Here is a 19,433-nt window from a genome sequence, read left to right as displayed (position 1 = left end):
CGTCACGTGTTTGCGCTCGACGCGCGGCTCGGTGCGCAATTGCGCGCGTTCGCGGCCGCGTCGGGCGCAACGCCGTTCGCGGTGCTGCTCGCCGCGCTCGATGCGCTGCTCGCGCGCGCGACCGGCGACGCGCGGATCTGCGTCGGCGTGCCGGCCGCGAACCGCGAACGCGCGGAGACGGTCGACCTGATCGGCTTCTTCGTCAACACGCTCGCGATCGACGTCGCTGTGCCGGCGACCGGCGATTTCACGTCGCTGGTCGAGCGCACGCAGCGCGCGCTCGTCGATGCGCAGATGCATCAGGACGTGCCGTTCGAGCAGGTCGTCGACGCGCTCGGCGTGCCGCGCAGCGCGAGCCATCATCCGCTGTTCCAGGTGATGGCCGCCTACGGCGTACGCCGCACGCTGCCGGCACTCGGCACGGCCGCGGCCGCGCTGCTGCCGTCGGGCACGCCGTCCGCGAAATTCGACCTGACGCTGTCGATCGAAGCGACGCCGGACGGCGCGTTCGACGCGGCGTTCATCTACGCGCTGGACCTGTTCGACGCAGACTCGATCGCGCGGCTGGCCGCGCGTTTCGTCACGCTGCTGGCCGATGCGCTCGCACGGCCCGGCACGCCGGTCGGCGACCTCGACTGGCTGCCGGACGCCGAGCGCGCGCAATTGTTCGCATGGAATGCGCCGGACGGCGCGGCCGACGTCGAACCGTTCGTGCCGGTGCACGCGCGCATCGCCGCGCATGCGCGGGCGCGCCCCGACGCGCGCGGCGTCGCCGACATCGACCGCGCGCTGACGCGCGGCGAAGTCGATGCGCGCGCGGCGCGGCTTGCGCGCCATCTGGTCGCGGCCGGCGTGCGGCCGGAAATGCGCGTCGGTGTCGCGCTGCAGCGCTCGGTCGACCTGCTGGTCGCGTTGATCGCGGTGCTGAAATCGGGCGCTGCGTTCGTGCCGCTCGATCCGGCGCATCCGCGCGAACGGCTCGCGCAGATCGTCGACGATGCGCGCATCGCGCATGTGCTGACCGATCGTGCAAGCGCCGCGTCGCTGCCCGAGCTGCCCGGCCTGCGCGTGTGGCGCGCGGACGCGCTCGAAGCGCTCGACGAAGCGGCGCACGTCGCGCTGCCGGACGTGCTGCCCGGCCACGCGGCCTATGCGATCTACACGTCGGGCTCGACCGGCAAGCCGAAGGGCGTGATCGTCGAGCACGCCGCGTTCGCGCGGCACTGCGCGGCGATCGCGCAACGCTACGGCGCGGGCGAACACGACGTGTTCCTGCTGTTCCAGTCGGTCAATTTCGACGGCGCGCACGAAGGCTGGTTTTCGCAATACATGTCGGGCGCTGCCGTGTCGGTGACGGCCGACGTGCTGTGGCCGCCCGCGCAAACCTGCGCGATGATGGTCCGCGACGGCGTGACGATGACCTACGTGCCGCCGGGCTGCGCCGCACAGCTCGCCGAATGGGCGCTCGCGCACGGTGCGCCGCCGACGCTGCGCTCGCTGACGGTCGGCGGCGAGGCGACCTCGCGCGAAGCGTTCGCGATGCTGCGCCGCGCGCTGCCGAACGTGCGCGTGGTGAACGGCTACGGCCCGACCGAGACAGTCATCACGCCGACGCTGTGGATGTTCCGGCCCGGCGACGATCCGGCCGCGCTCGGCGACGCCGCGTATTTGCCGATCGGCACGCTGGTCGGCGCACGCACCGCGCACGTGCTCGACGCGCGGCTGCATCCGCTACCGGTCGGCGTGATCGGCGAGCTTTACCTGGGCGGCGAAGGGATCGGCGTTGCGCGCGGCTATCTCGACCGTCCCGCGCTGACCGCCGAGCGTTTCGTGCCCGATCCGTACGGCGCGCCCGGCGCACGCCTGTATCGCACCGGCGATCTCGTGCGGCGTCGCGCGGACGGCGTGTTCGACTTCATCGGCCGCGTCGATCACCAGGTCAAGCTGCGCGGCTTGCGCATCGAGCTGGGCGAGATCGAGGCGCAGCTCGCCGCGCACGATGCGGTGCGCGAAGCATGCGCGGTCGTGCACGGGCAGGGTGCACACGCGCAGCTCGTCGCCTATGTCGAGTTGACCGCCGACGCGCGCGCGGCCGCGCAGCCGGTCGACGCGGCGACGCTCGACGCGCACCTGCGCCGCACGCTGCCCGACTACATGGTGCCCGCGCAACTGATCGTGCTCGATGCGCTGCCGCGCAACGCGAACAGCAAGGTCGATCGTGCGAGGCTGCCGGCGCCGGTGCGCATCGAACGTGCGTACGAAGCGCCGCTCGCAGGCGACGAAGCCGCGCTCGCGGCGATCTGGTGCGACGTGCTGAACGTCGAGCGCGTCGGTCGCGGCGATCACTTCTTCGATCTCGGCGGTCATTCGCTGGCCGCGGTGCGCGTCGCGACGCGCGTGGCCGAGCGGCTCGGCCGCGACGTGCCGGTACGGGCGCTGTTCGAGGCGCCGGTGCTCGCGCAGTATGCGCGGCAGGTTGCCGATGCGCCGCGCGCCGCGCTGGCGGGGGCGGCCGCGCCGGGCGTCGCGATCGCGAAACCCGACGCGCACGGCGTGTGGCCGCTGTCGCCCGCGCAGCTCGGACTGTGGTTCCTGTGGCGCGCGCAGCCGGACAGCGCCGCGTACAACATCCCGGTCGCGCTGCGCGTGCGGGGCGCACTCGACGTCGACGCGCTGCGCGCCGCATTTTCCGCCGCGGCGGCGACGCATCCGGCGCTGCGCGCGCGGATCGTCGTGCGACCGGATGCCGGCCCGGGCCAGCGGATCGTCGATCCGGCGCCGGTCGCGCTGCCGGTCGTCGATCTTTCCGCGCAACCCGACGCGCTCGCCTGCGCGCGCACGCTGACCGACGAGGATGCGCTCGCGCCGTTCGACCTCGCCGCCGATGCGCCGCTGTGGCGCGCGCGCGTGCTGCGGCTCGGTGCGGACGATCACGTGCTGTCGGTGACGATTCATCACATCGTGTCGGATGGCGAATCGATCGAACTGTGGCTCGACGCGATCCGCGCGCACTATGTCGCGCAGGTGAGCGGCCGACCGGCGCCCGCATCCGAAGGTGTGCCGCTCGTATTGCCCGCGCCGTGCGATCCCGCGCGCGTCGCCTACTGGCGCGACGCGCTTGCCGATCTGCCGGCGCGCCTGCTGCCGCAGCGCGCCGATGCGCCGGCCGTGCCGCAATGGCGCGCCGCGCGCATCGCGTTCGAATTCGACGCGACGCTGATCCGCGCCGCGCGCGAAGCCGCGTCGGCCGCGCACGCGACGCTGCCGATGCTGCTGCACGCCGCGCTGAACACCGCGCTGTTCCGTATGACGGGCGAAACCGACCAGCCGGTCGGCGTGCTCGCGTCGACGCGCGAACTGACCGGCGACGCGGCGCGCGACGCGCTCGGCCTGTTCATCAATGCGGTGGTGGTGCGCACGCGGCTCGACGCCGCCGCGCGCCGCGCGGACGTGCTCGCGCAGGTGCGCGACACGGCGCTGGCCGCCTATGCGCATGCCGACGTCCCGTTCGCCGACGTGGTCGCGGCGTTGCGCGCACCGCGTGCCGCGCAGGCCAATCCGCTGTTCCAGGTGATGTTCAACTACCTGCGGCCGACCGGCGCGACCGCGCGCGACTGGGCCGGCCTGTCGCTTGCCGGCTTCGACGACGTGCGGCATCGCGTCGTGTTCACGCTGGAGCTGGACGTCGTCGAGCATCCGGACGGCCGCGTCGGCGCGGCGTTTTCCTATGCGGACGAACTGCTCGACGGCGGCTTCGTCGATACGCTCGTCGAGCTGTACCACGACGAGGTTGCGCGCTTCGCCGGCGCGTCCGAAGCGGCGCTCGGCGCGCCCGATGCGCGGGTTGACGGATCGTCGGCGCACGTCGCGCCCGCCGCTGCGCAAACGCCGGCACGGTCGCCGCGCGCGGCGGCCGCGCTCGCCGCGCTGTGGTCCGACACGTTCGCGACGGCCGCGCCGGCTCCCGACGCGGACCTGTTCGAAGCCGGTGCGACCTCGTTCGACGTCGTGCGCTTCGTCGATGCGGCGTGCCGCGCGGGCCGCACGCTGACGGTCGCCGACGTGTTCGCGTCGCCGACGCTCGCGGCGCTCGGCGCGCGGCTCGACGAGGGCGTGCATGCAGAAACGAACCGGGAGGTGCGTCATGCTGGCTGAAGTGCGTCCGGACGGATTCACGATGCCCGACACCTGCCGCCTCGCGTTCGCGGATGGGCTGTTCGCCTTGCGCGACGGCGCAGAGATCCGTGTCGCGCAAGGCGACGGCATCGGCGCGCAGCTGCTGCGCGCGCAACTCGCCGACGACGGCACGCTGCGCGTCGTCGCCTACAACCATCGCGCGGCGCCGGCCGACCAGCGGCGGGCGCTGCTGGCCGCGCTGTCCGCGGCGTTCTCGGACGACGCGAAACGCGCGGCGATCCGCGTCGACCTGGCCGCGTGGCCGGCGGTCGCGCTCGATGCGCTGCGCGCGAGCGGCGTGCTCGGCGACGGCGGCCGCTGCATGCGCGAGGGCTGGGCACAGCAGGCCGATTTGTGGCTCGTCGACGCGCGGCCGCCGTGCGCGACGCTGCATATGCTGACCGACGGGCGCCGCCATCCGCGCCGTCCGCCCGCGCCGCGCGGAGTCGTCTATGCGCGCGACCTGCCGGCGCTCGGCGTGCGCTTCACGCTGCGCGGCTGGCAGCCGGACGAGGACGCCGCGCGCGTCGCGCGCTGGTTCGACGAGCCGCGTGTGCGCGACGGCTGGACCGGCGCGCAGCCCGGCACGCACGACGCCGATCCGCACCTGACGCCGCTCGTCGGCTGCTTCGATGGCGAGCCGTTCGCGTATTTCGACGCGTTCTGGCTGAAGGAGGACCCGCTCGCACCGCACGTCGCGGCGCGCGACTACGACCGCGGGCTGCGGATGCTGGTCGGCGAGCCGCGCTGGCGCGGCCCGCACTGTGTGGCCGGCTGGCTGCCGTGCGTCGTCCATTACCTGTTTCTCGACGATCCGCGCACCGAAGCGGTCGGCTGCGCCGTGCCGGCCGGCCACGCGCGGCTCGCCGACTATCTCGCGCGGCACGGCTTCGCGCGGCAGCGCCGGCTCGCACTGGCCGACGCGCAGCCGCTGTGGATGCGCACGCTGCGCGAGACGTTCTTCGCCGGCCGTCACGTCTGACGGGCCGGTTTCATCGACAAGGGAGCTGAGACATGCAGAGAGAAACCGTATTCGACCTGATCGGCGTCGGCTTCGGGCCGTCGAATCTGGCGCTGGCCGTGCGCCTCGCGGAGCGCAGCGGCACGCGCGCGCTCGCGCATTGCTTCGTCGAGCGGCAGCCGGCATTCGGCTGGCATCGCGGCATGCTGCTCGACGACTGCCGGATGCAGATTTCGTTTCTGAAGGATCTCGTCACGATGCGCGATCCGACCAGCCGCTACACGTTCATCAACTATCTGTTCGAGCGCGGCCGGCTGAACGAATTCGTCAACCTGAAGAACTTCTATCCGACCCGCGTCGAGTTCCACGACTACCTGAGCTGGGTCGCCGACGCATTCGACGACCAGGTCCATTACGGCGAGACCGTCACCGCGATCGAGCCGGTGCGCGGCAGCGGCGCGCGCATCGACGCGCTGCGCGTGCTGTCGCGCGATGCCGCCGGGCACGAGCGCCAGCGCGTCACGCGCGCACTGTCGGTCGGCGTCGGCGGCACGCCCGCGATTCCCGACGCGTTCGCCGCGCTCGGCCGCGACCGCGTGATCCACTCGTCGTCGTACCTGACCGACATCGGCCGGCTCGTCGCCGCGCCGGACGGCGAACGCCGCCGCGTCGCGGTGATCGGTGCGGGGCAGAGCGCCGCCGAGGTGTTCGTCGATCTCGCGCGCCGCTTTCCGCATGTCGACGCCAGCCTCGTGATGCGCGCCGGCGCGCTGAAGCCGGCCGACGACAGCCCGTTCGTCAACGAGATCTTCAGCCCGGCCTTCACCGACGTCGTCTATGCGCAGCCGCACGACGCGCGGCGCGCGCTGCTGGAACGCTATCGCGACACCAACTACGCGGTGGTCGACCGGCCGCTGATCGAGCAGATCTACGAAATGCTCTATCTGCAGCGCATCGACGGCACGCCGCGCCATGCGCTGCTCGCGAATAGCGCAATCGAGGCCGCGGCGCGCAGCGCCGACGGTCGTATCGAGCTGACGCTGCGCGACCGGATGAACGGCGACACGCGCACCGAACGCTTCGACGCGCTGGTGCTCGCGACCGGCTACCGGCGCGACACGCATGCATCGCTGCTCGAAGGGCTCGCGCCGCATCTCGGCGATGCACTGCTGCGCGGCGACGTCACGCGCGATTACCTGCTCGCGACGCCCGAGCATTTCGCGCCGCGCATCTATCTGCAGGGCTGCTGCGAAGACAGCCACGGCCTGTCCGACACGCTGCTGTCGGTACTGGCGCGCCGCGCGGACGAGATCTGCGCGTCGCTCGAAGGCGGGATCGCGCCCGCGCAGGACGACGGCGCGGCCCGGACACGACACGACAACGGGGTGAGCGCGGGCCGCATGGCTTTCGCTCTTTGACAAAGGCGCGGTCGGAGACCGCATGACAAGTGGAGCAACACAAGATGGAGTGGGCAACAGGCACGCGCGTGCGTGCGATCGCAGCCGCGGCGAGCATCGCGTTCGGGGCGGCGGCGACCGGGCAGGCATTCGCACAGACGGCGCCGGCCGCGAATGCGGGCGCGGCGGCATCGACCGGCAGTGCCGCATCGAACGGTGCGGCCGACGGCACGCTGCCGACGATCAGCGTCAACGCGGCCTCGGAAGGAGACGGCACGGTCGGGCTGGTCGCGAAGCGCAGCCGGACCGGCACGAAGACCGACACGCCGATCAACGAGATTCCGCAGACGATCAACGTCGTCACCGCACAGCAGATCGAAATGACGGGCGCGACCGACGTGAACACGGCGCTGCGCTACGTGCCGGGTTTCTCGTCGTACGGTTCGGACAACCGTTCGGACTGGTACGCGGCGCTGCGCGGCTTCACGCCGACCGCGTACGTGAACGGGCTGCAGGTGCCGAACACGCTGAACCTGTCGAGCTGGCGCGTCGACCCGTACATGATCGACAGCATCACCGTGCTGCGCGGGCCGACCTCCGTGCTGTACGGCGCGGGCGACCCGGGTGCGATCGTCGACGTGCAGACCAAGCTGGCCGACGGCGAGCGCGTGCGTGAGGCGGGCGTCGAGATCGGCAACTACGCGCGCAAGCAGTTCATGATCGACGTCGGCGACAAACTCGATCCGGACGGCAAGTACGCGTACCGGTTCGTCGGCGTCGCGCGCGACGGCAACGCGGTGACCGGCCCGAACAACGACCAGCGCGTCGCGCTCGCGCCGTCGTTCCGCTGGCGCCCGAATGCGGATACGTCGCTGACGCTGTCGGCGACCTATCTGCAGGACTGGGGCGACATCTCGTCGAACTTCCTGCCCGCGCAGGGCACGGTGCTGCCGAACCCGAACGGGCAGCTCGGCAAGGATGTGTACGAAGGCGATCCGAACTTCAACTACTACCGCAAGAAGCAGTGGTCAGTCGGCTACCAGTTCGAGCGGAACCTGACGCCGAGCTGGACGTTCCGCCAGAACACGCGCCTGATGCACCTGTCGCTCGACAACGGCTCGGTGTGGGGAGCGGGCTTCGCCGACGACACGCTGACCGACGTCAACCGCTGGGCCGGCGTGTTCCAGATGAACTACAGCCGCTTCGACATCGACAACAACGTCGAGGGCCGCTTCGCGACGGGGCCGCTCCAGCACACGCTGCTGCTCGGCTTCCAGTACAACCGCCAGACGGCGACCGACAGCGAATGGCTGGCCGCCGCGCCGACGCTGAATCTCTACAACCCGGTGTACACGCCGGTCACGACGGCCGTGTTCTCCAATCCGGACACCACGTACCGCACCAACACGTACACGACGATGAACACGTTCGGCCTGTACGCGCAGGACCAGATCAAGTGGAACCGCTGGACGCTGACGCTCGGCGGCCGCGAGGACTGGGTCAACATGCGGATGGACGATCGCGCGGCCGGCACGCAGTCGAAGGCGGACGTGAGCGCGTTTACGGGCCGCGTCGGCCTCACGTACCAGGGCGACTACGGGCTGTCGCCGTACGTCAGCTACGCGACGTCGTTCAATCCGCTGATCGGCGTGAACCTGTACGGCGGCGGCCTGCCGCAGCCGACGCGCGGCAGGCAGGTCGAGGCCGGCCTGCGCTGGCAGCCGCCCGGCAAGAACCTGATGCTCAACGCGGCGATTTACCAGATCAACCAGACCAACGTGCTGACGGCGACGCCGACGAGTCTCGATCCAGCCGGCACGACGTCCGTGCAGACGGGCGAGGTGCGCTCGCGCGGGATCGAGCTGAGCGCGACCGGCAAGGTCACGCCGAACCTGTCGCTGATCGCGTCCTACGTGTACCAGGACGTGAAGGTCGTGAAAGCCAACGACGCGTCGCTGAACAACTGGCCGGTCGACGTGCCGCGGCCGCGCCAGATCGCGTCGCTGTGGGCCGACTGGACGTGGCACACGGGCCCGCTGTCGGGCTTCGGCCTCGGCGGCGGGATTCGCTACCAGAGCGCGTCGGCCGGCGACACCGACAACTCGCTGACGGTGTCGAGCTACACGCTGTTCGACGCGGCGATCCACTACGACATGCGCAACTGGCGCTTCGCGGTGAACGCGACCAACCTGTTCAACCGCCACTACATCAGCGGCTGCCAGTCGAGCTCGGTCTGCATGTTCGGCAACGATCGCACGGTGATCGCCACCGCGAAATACAACTGGTGACGATGCGCGCCGCGGCCCGCCGGCCGCGGCGCCTTTGTCCGTTTTCCACGACGCATTCATGCCGAAGAAAAATCTCGTCTACATCCAGTCGCTGCGCAACGGCGCGGCCGATCGCGCCGGCCAGCCGGTCGCCTACCGGGGCGGTACGCGCTACATGAAGGCGCCGCTCGAATTCCTCGTCGAGCGGCTGAACGACTCGCCGCTCGGCGAGCGCTACACGCTCGCGGGCGTGATCGTCGACGACGACGACGGCTCGCCGGCCGACCGCGCGAAGCTCGCCGACTACGGGTTCGCGCGCACGCCGGGCCGCCCGTGGATCCTGCCGGAAGGGCTGACCGTGCAGGGCCGGCCGGTCGACGAACTGTTCTGCTCGGTCCCGTCGACCTACCGGCGGCTGTCGCGCGACGCGCGCGAGCGCGTTCCCGCCAAGCAGGCGTTCGAGCGCCGGCTGCTCGAACGGCTGCTCGAACTCGACGCCGACCTCGTCGTGCTCGACGGGCTGCTCGTGATCCTCGACGAACTCGTGCGGCCCGGTGCGCGCTTTCACCGCCGCATCGCGAACATCCATCCCGGCATCACGGCCGACGCTTCGCCGTACCAGCGGCGCGGCGCGTGGGCGACGCTCGACGCGCTGCACGGCGCACGCGGCGAGCGGGTCGACTGGGCGAGCGGCGCGACGACGCCCGTCGAACCCGTGACGATGACCGGTGCATCGTTCCACTACGTCGACAACGGCATCGATTCCGGCGAAGTGATCTGCGACGTGCTCGACACGCCGATCGCGCCGGACGATACGATCCTCGAGCTGCGCTGGAACAACTTTCAGCGCAGCCTGTTTCCGGCGCTCGAGCGCGGGCTTCACGTGCTCGCCGACCGCCACGACGCGGGAGCACTGTAATGGAAGACACGCTGACGAAACCGGCCGATGCGGCGCACGCCGTCGAAGGCGAAGTGGCTGCCGCGCTCGACGGCGCGGCGCACGCGCCGGCTGCGCCCGATGCCGAGCGCAGGCTCGACGCGTGGCGGCCCGACGATCCGCCGGCCGCACTGCTCGCGGCGTTCGTCGCGCTGTTCAATACCGACACGCGGCGCGACGCGGCGACGATCTCGCTGCCGCTGGCCGGCACCGACCCGGCGGCGGTCGCGTCGTACGTCGCCCGCGCGGTGCGCGACGGCGTGATCGACGGCGCGCAGGCCGTCGGCGATCGGCTGCACGTGACCGCATCGCGCGCGACGTTCTGGCAGAACCCGCAGCCGTGGCTGAAGGCGCCGGCCTCGGGCGGGATGCCGCTGCGCTACACGATCACGAACGGGCACCGGCACCCGGTGCGGCCGCCGACGCCGGCCGGCGAGATCTACGCGCGCGACATGCCGCAGGTCGGGATGACGTTCAGCCTGCGCACCGTCGACGTCGACGCGCATGCGGACCTGTTCAGCGGCTGGATGAACCTCGATCGCGTCGCGCATTTCTGGGATCAGCGCGGCACGCGCGACGAGCATGCCGCGTATCTCGCCGAACGCCTGGCCGATCCGCACATGCATCCGATGATCGGCTATTTCGACGACACGCCGTTCGGCTATTTCGAGTTCTACTGGGCGAAGGAGGACCGCCTCGCGCCGTTCTACGATGCGCACGATTACGACCGCGGGCTGCATCTGCTGATCGGCGACTCGCGCTTCCAGAGCGCGGGCAAGCTGCACGCGTGGTGGAGCGGGGTGCTGCACTACATGTTCGTCGACGAACCGCGCACGCAGCGGCTCGTCGGCGAGCCACGCGTCGATCACGTGCGGCACATCGCGTACATGCACCGGCTCGGCTTCTACACGCTGAAGGAGTTCGACTTCCCGCACAAGCGCGCGGCGTTGACGGTGATCGAGCGCGACACGTTCTTCGACACGTTCCGCCTGCCTTGACCGGCCGGCGCGCAGCATCGGCCGTCCGGGGAATGGTGCGCGTCGCCGGCATCGTGAAGAATGGATCGCTCTCTCTCGACGACAGGATGGCGACATGGCCGAAACGCACGACGCAGGGTGGGGCACGATGTCCGGATCGCGTGCCCCCGCATTGACATATGCCGGCATATGTTTAGAATGGGCGCATCGTAGTCCAGTGGAGTGGCTCATGCGTACCGTTTCCATTTTCAAGAACGCCCGTAACCAGGCGATCCGCATCCCGAAGGACATGGAATTCGAGGGGGTGACGGAACTCGAGATCCGCCGCGAGGGTGACACGCTGCTGTTGCGTCCGGTGCGTCCCACGTGGATGTCGCTCGCGAGCGAGCCGCTGGCCGACGCCGACTTCCTCGCCGAGCGCCCGGCCGTCGTCGAATCCGGCCGCTTCGAGCTGCCCGGCGACGATGCCGCGCCGACGGAGTCCGGCCGGTGACGGCGCTCTACATGCTCGATACGAACATCTGCTCGTTCATCATGCGCGAGCGGCCGGCGGCGGTCCTGTCGCGGCTGCAGGCGTGCGTCGATGCGCAGCACCGGATCGTCGTGTCGGCGATTACCTATGCGGAAATGCGGTTCGGCGCGATCGGCAGGAAAGCATCGCCGAAGCATGCGGACCTCGTCACGGCCTTCGTTGCGCGGCTCGACGGCGTGCTGCCGTGGGACACGGCGGCCATCGATGCGACCGTCGACGTTCGCGTGGCGCTTGCCGCGCGCGGCACGCCGATCGGCGCGAACGACGCGTCGATCGCCGGGCATGCGATCGCGGCCGGCGCGGTGCTCGTGACGAACAACAGTCGCGAATTCCGCCGGGTCGAGCGCTTGTCGTTCGAGGACTGGACGGCTTGAGGGCGCAGGCGCTGCCCGACCACGCATGCGTCACGCGCGCGGCGCAGCATGGGCGACGAGGAATTCGCGCCGGAATGCGTCGAGATACCGGTCGGCGTCGTCGGTGAACTCGCCCGGCAACAGCGCGAACGCGCGCGCGAGCAGATCGCGCCCGAGCATTGCATAGGTCGCATCGTCCGACAGCAGCGCGCGCACGGCGTCGTAAGTCGGCGGCGACGCAATCCGTTTCGCGTCGCGCGCGAGCAGCGCGGCCGCAGCCAGCTCCGGTTGAAACCCGTGCGTTTCGAGCAGGTCGGGCGCGACTTCCCAGATTCGCTCGAGATTGCCCGCATCGTGAAAATGCGTGAGCAGGAACAGCAGGTCGTACGCGTCGCTGTTCTGGCGCGCGCGCCGATCCTTCCATGCGAGCAGCTTCAGCAGTGCGAGCGCCGGCAGGCTGGCCACCGGCACTACGGTGTGCTCGCCGATCGATACCGGCAGCGCCGTATCGACCGCCTCCTGAAACCCGAGCACGTTCAATACGAATTCCCCGCCGGGCGGCCACGCGATCTCACCCGGCGGAGTTTCGAGCGGGCCGAACGGCACGAGGTCGAGCTCGGTGCGCAAGCCGCGCCCGTCACCGGCGAACAGCAGCTTTTGCTGTTGTTTCGGTGCGCGCGAGAACTGTCCGGTCGCGACCAGCGCGTCGACGAGCTGCGTGTGGAACGGCCAGCTCACCGCACAGACCGCGACATCGACGTCCCGCGTGGCGCGTATCGGCCGAATGCCGTGCACATGCCACATCAGGATGTCGCGCGCGGTCGCGCCCGCGACGACGAAGGCCGCGTCGACGCGCGCGCATGCTGCGCCGACGGCTTGCAACAGTGCGACCGCCGCCGGTTCGAGCGGCCGGCGCGCATCGACTTCAAGCGGAGAAATGGGCGAGGTATCGGTCATGGATCCGTTCGGCGGCGGCGAGATTGCGGCTGTCCCCGGACGAGACGAGATCCGCGTAGATCAGTAGCGGCGGCACGAGCGGCACATCCTGCTCGCGCCAGTCGACGGCCAATGCGGGCGGCCAGAACGCGTCGAGAATCTCGACATCGCCGCGTTCGTCCGGCCTCAGGCGGCCTGCGAGCAGCAGGCGGCCCGGAATGCCGCCATGCGTATAGACGGTGATCACGGCCGGTTTCAGGTCGTGCGTCAGCAACTCGGCCGCCGGTTCGCCGCCGAGCCGTGCACCGAACGCCGCGAAATCGAACCCGCGCCACCAGTCGGGCGCGACGCTGGAAAACCGGCGGCACGGCAGCTTCGCGCGCAGGCGGCTCGGGTAGAGCGCGACCCATTCCTGCAGAAAACGTGCAGGCTCGACGATCACGCGCTCGCCGTTGCGGCGCTGCCCGACGAGGCCGCGCGCGATCAGGTCGTCCATCGCGAGATTGACCGTGCCGAGCGCGACGCCCGACGCTTCGGCAATCGTGCGGTACGGCCGGGCGACGAGGTCCGGCCGCGTCGCAAGCGCGAACATGATGCGCATTCCCTTGGGCGTCGTCGCCCGAGAACTCGACGCGCGCGGCAAGCCCGACGCACGCGCGGGCTTCGGTCGGCCGGTGATCATCACGACGGCTTCCGGACGGTTCAGATACGCATTGCCGGCGGTGTCGAGAAACGGGATGTCCTGCTCGATCAGCCGGGCGGCGAGATCGGCGGAAACGTACGGCGCGACCAGCATCGTCGGCTGCGCGGCGTCAGGATGCCGAAGCCGCGTGACGATGCCCTGGAACGAGTCGGCACGCAGCTCGACGATCGCCGGCATCTCGAATGATGTGCGACCGGTCACGCCGAAGCGGACGATGCCGTCTACGCGTCCCTTCAGCGTGGCCGGGATGCGCCCAGGCTTCGCCGTGAAGCGTCGGGTCGCGCGCCCGAAGGCGGCGCAGGCTTCGTCGAGTATGTGCCGCTCCGGCGTCGGATGGTCGATGATCGTGGGCATAGCACTTCGCCTGTACACTTTTTGTCAGCGTACATAAAAAATGTACATTCGTCAAAAAATGTACAAGCATCGTCCGGCCCGATCGTGCCGCTCCAAACGAATGGCGCTGTTCACGTTTCCCCATCATGCGACGGTTCGCCCCGACTGTTCCCATTGCTCCGCGTGCGGCGATAGCGCGGTTCGATTCCGTCGCGGGACGCCCGCCAGCAACCCACGGTTGCCACGATCACGAGTTCTGGTCTGTTCGGTTGCTGTCGAAGTGACTATCCTAGCCGCACGATTTCCCCCCAAATCCTCCAGGAGACGACACCGTGACGCACAGCGTGATCCCCGCAGGCCTTGCCGACGAAATGATCGAAATCCGTCACCGCATCCACGCCCATCCCGAGCTGGGTTTCGAGGAATTCGCGACGAGCGACCTCGTCGCGGAGCAGTTGCAGGCGTGGGGCTATGCGGTGCATCGCGGGCTCGGCGGCACGGGCGTCGTCGCGCAGCTGAAGATCGGCAACGGCAAGCAGCGCCTCGGCCTGCGCGCCGACATGGACGCGCTGCCGATCCACGAGGCGACGGGCCTGCCGTACCAGAGCACGATTCCCGGCAAGATGCACGCGTGCGGTCACGACGGCCATACGGCGATGCTGCTCGCGGCTGCGAAGCATCTCGCGCGCGAGCGGCGCTTCTCGGGCACGCTGAACCTGATTTTCCAGCCGGCCGAGGAAGGGCTGGGCGGCGCGAAGAAAATGCTCGACGACGGGCTGTTCGACCTGTTCCCGTGCGACGCGATCTTCGCGATGCACAACATGCCGGGCTTCCCGACCGGCCGGCTCGGCTTCCTGCCGGGGCCGTTCATGGCGTCGTCGGACACGGTCGTGATCGACGTGCAGGGCCGCGGCGGTCACGGCGCGGTGCCGCACAAGGCGATCGACCCGGTCGTCGTCTGCGCGCAGATCGTCATCGCGCTGCAGACGATCGTGTCGCGCAACGTGTCGCCGCTCGACATGGCAATCGTCACGGTCGGCGCGATCCATGCGGGCGAGGCGCCGAACGTGATTCCCGATCGCGCGCAGATGCGCCTGTCGGTGCGCGCGCTGAAGCCCGAGGTGCGCGACCTGCTCGAGACGCGCATCAAGGAAGTCGTCCACGCGCAGGCAGCCGTGTTCGGCGCGACCGCGACGATCGACTACCAGCGCCGCTATCCGGTGCTCGTCAACGATGCGGAGATGACCGCGTTCGCGCGCAACGTCGCGCGCGAATGGGTCGGCGACGTGAACCTGATCGACGACATGGTGCCGCTCACCGGCAGCGAGGATTTTGCATTCCTGCTCGAAAAGCGGCCGGGCTGCTACCTGATCATCGGCAACGGCGACGGGGAGGGTGGCTGCATGGTGCACAACCCCGGCTACGACTTCAACGACGCGGCGCTGCCGACCGGCGCATCGTACTGGGTCAGGCTGGCCGAGACGTTCCTGGTCTGACGGGGAATACCGGTACGGACGCGCGGCGACGGATGCAGATGTGTGAAAACCGCATCCGTCATCCGCCACCAGCCGACGATCGCGATACGACGATATTCCACCGGAATACGAACCGACGACTGGCCGTCAGTCCGGCGCCCCTACCGTTGCTCACTCGCCGCACCGCTCTCTGAATCGCCCCAGATCGTCTCGCCGTCGAACAGTGCGGTCAGCGCTTGCGGATTCGACGGCCAGTACATGTGCATGTAGGTCGCGACGATCGCGCCGCGGCGATAGACGGCTTCGCCGCTCCCCGTTGCGCCGTCGGGCCGCGCCGCGTGCGCGACCGGCTCGAGCGGCGTCGCGAACCGCGAGTAGTGGAACGTATGACCGCGTATCGCGCCGGTGCGCGTGTCGAGCTGCTGCATGCCGAGCGCCGCGAACCGGCGCTGCATCGTCGCATGACCGGGCAGCAGGCCGAGCATCGGCGTCGTCACGCCGTCGACGTCGGTCAGCGATTCGCACAGATACACCATCCCGCCGCATTCCGCGACGATCGCCTTGCCCGCCGCCGCATGCGCGCGGATCGTCCGCGCGGTCGCGGCATTCGCCGCGAGCGTCGCCGCATGCAGTTCCGGATAACCGCCCGGCAGGAACAAGGCATCGCAATCGTCGGGCACGGGCTCGTCGGCGAGCGGCGAGAAAAACCGCAGCTGCGCGCCGAGCGCATCGAGCAGCGCGAGATTCGCCGGATAGACGAACGAGAACGCCGCATCGCGCGCGATCGCGATCCGCTTGCCGGCCAGCCGGCGCGGCAACGGCGGCGTCGCGTCGGGCTCCGCGAACGCGACGGCCGGCGGCAATTCGGCGAGCGCCGTCTCCGCGAGCGCGTCGGCCGCTCGCTCGAGCCGCGCGTCGAGATCGTCGATGTCGTGCGGCTGGTGCAGGCCGAGATGCCGTTCCGGCAATGCGATGCCCGCGTCGGCCGGCACGTGACCGAGCCAGCGCAGGTCGTCGGGCAGCGCCTGCCGCAGCAGGGCCGCGTGCCGCTCGGAGCCGACGCGGTTGGCCAGCACACCGTGAAACGGCACGTCGGGCCGGAACCGCGCGAGCCCGAACGCGATCGCCGCGAAGGTCTGCGCCATCGCTTTCGCCGAAATCACCGCGACCACCGGCACGCCGAATGCGGTTGCCAGATCGGCGCTGCTCGGCGTGCCGTCGAACAGGCCCATCACGCCTTCGATCAGGATCAGGTCCGCGTCGCGCGCGGCATCGGCGAGCAGCGCACGGCAGCCCACCGCGCCGACCATGCCAAGATCGAGCGCATGCACGGGCGCGCCGCTCGCGCGTTCGAGCAGCATCGGATCGAGGAAGTCGGGACCGGTCTTGAACACGCGCACGCGCCGGCCGAGCCGGCGGTGCAGCCGCGCGAGGCCGGCCGTCACCGAGGTCTTGCCCTGGCCGGACGCGGGCGCGCTGACGAACAGCGCGGGACAGGCCGGCATCGCTCAGAACTCCACGCCGCGCTGCGCCTTCACGCCTTGCTCCTTGTACGGATGCTTGACGAGCCGCATCTCGGTGACGAGATCGGCCGCGTCGACCAGCGCATCCGACGCATGTCGCCCGGTGACGACCACATGCAGCGACGCAGGGCGGGCGGCGAGCGTCGCGAGCACTTCGTCGAGCGACAGGTATTCGTACTTCAGCACGGTGTTCAGTTCGTCGAGGATCACCATCGCGTACTCGCCGCTTTCGATCATCCGGCGCGCCTCGTCCCAGCCCTTGCGCGCGGTCGCGATATCGGCGTCGCGATTCTGCGTGTTCCACGTATAGCCGTCGCCCATCGTCACGAAGTCGCACTCGGCGACGCGGCCGAGGAAATCGCGCTCCGACGTGTGCAGCGCGCCCTTGATGAACTGCACGACGCCGAGCCGCATGCCGTGGCCGAGCACGCGCACGGCCATGCCGAACGCGGCCGTGCTCTTGCCCTTGCCGTTACCGGTATGGACGATCAGCAAGCCCTTTTCGTTGACGGCGGCGGCCTGTTTCTTCTCGTGGCCGGCGCGGCGGCGTTCGGCCATCCGCTGGTGGGATTCGGCATCGGTCTTCATCGGGAATGGTCCTGTCGAAAGCGAAACAAAGGGTTCAGAGCGGGCCGGCGAGCGCGACCGTCACGCCGTCCCGGATGGTTTTGGGGCCGAGCAGCCGGCCGCGCGGCGCGGCAAGCTGCGCACACGGCTCGGCGACGCCCGCGACGCCGAAGCGCGCGAGCGCGGCGGCCGACGCACCGCTCGCGGCCAGCTCGGGGCGACCCGCGAGCTGCGCCGCATCGAACGCGACCAGCGGCCAGCCGCGTCGGCTGCAGAGCCGACGCAACCCGCAGGCCCGGGACTTCTCCGCGAGCGTCGCGACGACGCTCGGCTGCGCGCCTGGATGGCGGGCGAGCGCGGCGCGAATCGCGGTATCGAGTTGCGCGGCGCTGACGCCCGCGCGAAAGCCGATGCCGAGCGCGACCCGCATCACGTGCGCTGCGGCCGCGCACCGCCGGCCAGCGCGGCCTGCACGGCGGGATCGGCGGCCAGCGCCGCCACGCGGCCGATCACAACGATCGCCGGCGAGCCGATGCCCGTCGTGCGGATTCGCTCGACCAGCGTCGCGAGCGTGGCCAGCGCGTGCCGCTGCCCGGCGCGCGTGGCCGATTCGATCGCCGCGCACGGCGTGTCGTCCGGCAGGCCGCCCGCGCGCAGCGCCGCGACGATCGCGTCGACGCGGCGAATGCCCATGTAGATCACCAGCGTCATGCGGGTGGCGGCGAGCGCGTGCCAGTCGGGCTCGTCGGCGGCCGCGCCGTGACCCGTGACGAAGATCACGCCCTGCGCGTCGCCGCGATGCGTGACCGGAATGCCGAGCGCGGCCGGCGCGGCGATGCCGGCCGTGATGCCGTTGACGATCTCGACCGGAAAACCGGCCGCGCCGAGCGCGAGCAGTTCTTCGCCGCCGCGGCCGAACACGAACGGATCGCCGCCTTTGAGCCGCGCGACGCTGCGGCCCGCGCGCAAATGCGCGAGCATCGCGGCGACGATGATTTCCTGCGGCGTCGACGCATGGCCGCCGCGTTTGCCGACATGCTCGATGCGTGCCTCGGCGCGCGCGTGGCGCAGCACGTCCGGATTGACGAGATCGTCGACCAGCAGCACGTCGGCCTCGCCGATCACGCGAGCGGCCTTGAAGGTCAGCAGTTCGGCGTCGCCGGGGCCGGCGCCGACGAGCCACGCGCGGCTCATCGCGCGCAACACGGCGCGAGCCGTGACGAAGCGACGGGGAAAGGCGACGAACCGGCGGCGCGGCGGCCTGTGAAATGGCGTGACATGGCGGAATGAAGAGACCCTTATCGGGCCGGTGAAACGCGCACACCATCCGTCCCCCGCGGATAGGGCGTTCGGCGAGCGTCGGGCTCGCCCCTTGCGTCGGCCGGTATCCGGGCTGGCCGCTTGTCAGGCCGCAGCCTTCCCGTCCGGCTCGCGGACAGTGGCATCGTGGGCGGCATGGGCGCGTGCGTCGCAGGACGCGTCGCGCGGGCGGCGTACCGTTGCGGGGACAGCACAGGCCGGGCGGATGTCCGCCTCCTGTTTCCCGTTTAACTGCATGCGCGGAATGCGCATGCGAGCACCGAACGCGGCGCATACGATAGCACAGGCGCTGCGGCCGGCGGACTCGCGCTTGTCGGCCACACGCGTGCGGCGAGCGTGCCGGCCGGGTGCCATGCGTTTCGATCGGCGACAAGGAGGATCCGCCGTCCCGGACCCATCGGGATCCTGCCCGCGCACCGGTGTTCCGCCTTGACGCTCCCCGCCGCGACGCCTACACTCGCACGCGTTTTGGTGCTCGCGCGTGCCGCTCCGGCGTGCGCAGTTAAACGGGAAACAGGGAGCCTGCCTGCGCCGCAGTCGAGCCAACCTGTGCTGCCCCCGCAACGGTAAGCGAACGCATCGCGCATCAGCGCGACGCAGCGCCGCTTCGCCGCATGCCGCGTGCATGCGGACGACCGCCACTGGATGCCGCGCGCATTCGGGAAGGCGAAGCGGCGTGTTCGTCAGCCCGGATACCGGCCTAAACGAAGGGGTTCAGCGCCGCGGGGAGGCGGCGCATCGTCCACGGCCGCTGCATGCCCGACACCCGAGCGTTTCCCGATTCCGCCGCCAGCCGGCCCGGCGTCCGCGCGACCGCGCACGGACCCGCACGGCGACCGGCAGGCATCGCGGGCGGGGTTGCCGGCGGCCGTGTTGGCATTCACGTGTCGACCGTTCGCAAGGAAGCGTCATGCCCGACTCATGTTTTCGCCCGCATCGGCGCGCCCGTCGCACCGCGCCGGCGCATGCTCACGTG

Annotated in this window: 15 protein-coding genes and 2 riboswitches; of the genes, 9 read left to right on the top strand and 6 right to left on the bottom strand. The window is 70.4% G+C overall.

The annotated features are described in order from the left end of the window. From BST28156_RS26695 to BST28156_RS26660, 8 genes are all read left to right on the top strand, one after another. The coding region (locus tag BST28156_RS26695; RefSeq protein ID WP_174903785.1) for a non-ribosomal peptide synthetase at window positions 1-4,155 on the top strand (4,155 nt) is incomplete at its 5' end. Next, window positions 4,145-5,158 carry a GNAT family N-acetyltransferase gene (locus BST28156_RS26690; RefSeq protein WP_174903784.1) on the top strand — a complete coding sequence of 338 codons (1,014 nt, stop codon included), beginning with the start codon at window positions 4,145-4,147 and terminating at the stop codon, window positions 5,156-5,158. The genes BST28156_RS26695 and BST28156_RS26690, both read left to right, overlap by 11 nt. A 32-nt stretch (window positions 5,159-5,190) precedes the next feature. Then, window positions 5,191-6,555, top strand: coding sequence for a lysine N(6)-hydroxylase/L-ornithine N(5)-oxygenase family protein (locus tag BST28156_RS26685; RefSeq protein ID WP_174903783.1), 1,365 nt, complete (start codon window positions 5,191-5,193; stop codon window positions 6,553-6,555). 44 nt (window positions 6,556-6,599) lie between these two features. Further along, window positions 6,600-8,822, top strand: coding sequence for a TonB-dependent siderophore receptor (locus BST28156_RS26680; RefSeq protein WP_174903782.1), 2,223 nt, complete (start codon window positions 6,600-6,602; stop codon window positions 8,820-8,822). Between the two features lie 58 nt (window positions 8,823-8,880). After that, on the top strand, window positions 8,881-9,720 hold the full coding sequence (locus tag BST28156_RS26675; protein WP_174903781.1) for a formyltransferase family protein: 840 nt from the start codon (window positions 8,881-8,883) through the stop codon (window positions 9,718-9,720). Beyond that, entirely contained in the window at window positions 9,720-10,736 is a 1,017-nt protein-coding gene (locus tag BST28156_RS26670) for a GNAT family N-acetyltransferase (protein WP_174903780.1), read from the top strand. Before BST28156_RS26675 ends, BST28156_RS26670 begins: the two co-directional genes overlap by 1 nt. A gap of 208 nt (window positions 10,737-10,944) precedes the next feature. Beyond that, window positions 10,945-11,208, top strand: coding sequence for a type II toxin-antitoxin system VapB family antitoxin (gene vapB / locus BST28156_RS26665; RefSeq protein WP_174903779.1), 264 nt, complete (start codon window positions 10,945-10,947; stop codon window positions 11,206-11,208). Next, window positions 11,205-11,621, top strand: coding sequence for a PIN domain-containing protein (locus tag BST28156_RS26660; protein ID WP_174903778.1), 417 nt, complete (start codon window positions 11,205-11,207; stop codon window positions 11,619-11,621). Before vapB ends, BST28156_RS26660 begins: the two co-directional genes overlap by 4 nt. 30 nt (window positions 11,622-11,651) lie before the next feature. Here BST28156_RS26660 and BST28156_RS26655 read toward each other — a convergent pair whose 3' ends face one another. Further along, window positions 11,652-12,557, bottom strand: a complete 906-nt coding sequence (locus BST28156_RS26655; protein WP_174903777.1) for a nucleotidyl transferase AbiEii/AbiGii toxin family protein — start codon at window positions 12,555-12,557, stop codon at window positions 11,652-11,654. After that, a complete protein-coding gene (locus BST28156_RS26650; protein WP_174903776.1) occupies window positions 12,526-13,593 on the bottom strand; it encodes a type IV toxin-antitoxin system AbiEi family antitoxin in 1,068 nt (355 codons plus the stop codon). The genes BST28156_RS26655 and BST28156_RS26650 overlap by 32 nt, the downstream gene beginning before the upstream one ends. A 311-nt stretch (window positions 13,594-13,904) precedes the next feature. On the opposite strand from BST28156_RS26650, the gene BST28156_RS26645 reads away from it, so the two are divergent. Further along, the gene (locus BST28156_RS26645) at window positions 13,905-15,068 is read left to right on the top strand and encodes a M20 aminoacylase family protein (RefSeq protein ID WP_174903775.1); all 1,164 of its coding nucleotides are present in this window, start codon (window positions 13,905-13,907) and stop codon (window positions 15,066-15,068) included. A gap of 140 nt (window positions 15,069-15,208) precedes the next feature. Here the strand turns inward: BST28156_RS26645 and BST28156_RS26640 are convergent, their stop codons facing one another. Genes BST28156_RS26640 through cobA form a run of 4 tightly spaced genes read right to left on the bottom strand, consistent with a single transcriptional unit; the run spans window position 15,209 to window position 18,331 of the window. Continuing rightward, window positions 15,209-16,552 (bottom strand): cobyrinic acid a,c-diamide synthase CobB, encoded by a 1,344-nt coding sequence (locus tag BST28156_RS26640; protein ID WP_174903774.1) that lies wholly within the window; start codon window positions 16,550-16,552, stop codon window positions 15,209-15,211. A gap of 3 nt (window positions 16,553-16,555) precedes the next feature. Then, the gene (gene cobO / locus BST28156_RS26635) at window positions 16,556-17,158 is read right to left on the bottom strand and encodes a cob(I)yrinic acid a,c-diamide adenosyltransferase (protein ID WP_174903773.1); all 603 of its coding nucleotides are present in this window, start codon (window positions 17,156-17,158) and stop codon (window positions 16,556-16,558) included. A 34-nt stretch (window positions 17,159-17,192) separates the two neighbouring features. Next, window positions 17,193-17,567 carry a cobalamin biosynthesis protein gene (locus tag BST28156_RS26630; protein ID WP_060243927.1) on the bottom strand — a complete coding sequence of 125 codons (375 nt, stop codon included), beginning with the start codon at window positions 17,565-17,567 and terminating at the stop codon, window positions 17,193-17,195. Beyond that, complete coding sequence (gene cobA / locus BST28156_RS26625) at window positions 17,567-18,331, bottom strand: uroporphyrinogen-III C-methyltransferase (RefSeq protein WP_174903772.1); 765 nt, start codon at window positions 18,329-18,331, stop codon at window positions 17,567-17,569. The genes BST28156_RS26630 and cobA overlap by 1 nt, the downstream gene beginning before the upstream one ends. A gap of 168 nt (window positions 18,332-18,499) precedes the next feature. Then, a riboswitch (cobalamin riboswitch) is annotated at window positions 18,500-18,737 on the bottom strand. A 172-nt stretch (window positions 18,738-18,909) separates the two neighbouring features. Then, window positions 18,910-19,175: riboswitch (cobalamin riboswitch) on the top strand. Window positions 19,176-19,433 lie beyond the last annotated feature (258 nt).

The organism is Burkholderia pseudomultivorans (assembly GCF_902499075.1).
GTDB lineage: Bacteria > Pseudomonadota > Gammaproteobacteria > Burkholderiales > Burkholderiaceae > Burkholderia > Burkholderia pseudomultivorans.
Note: the sequence above shows the minus strand (reverse complement) of the source record. Positions and strands in the feature narration are given on the sequence as shown.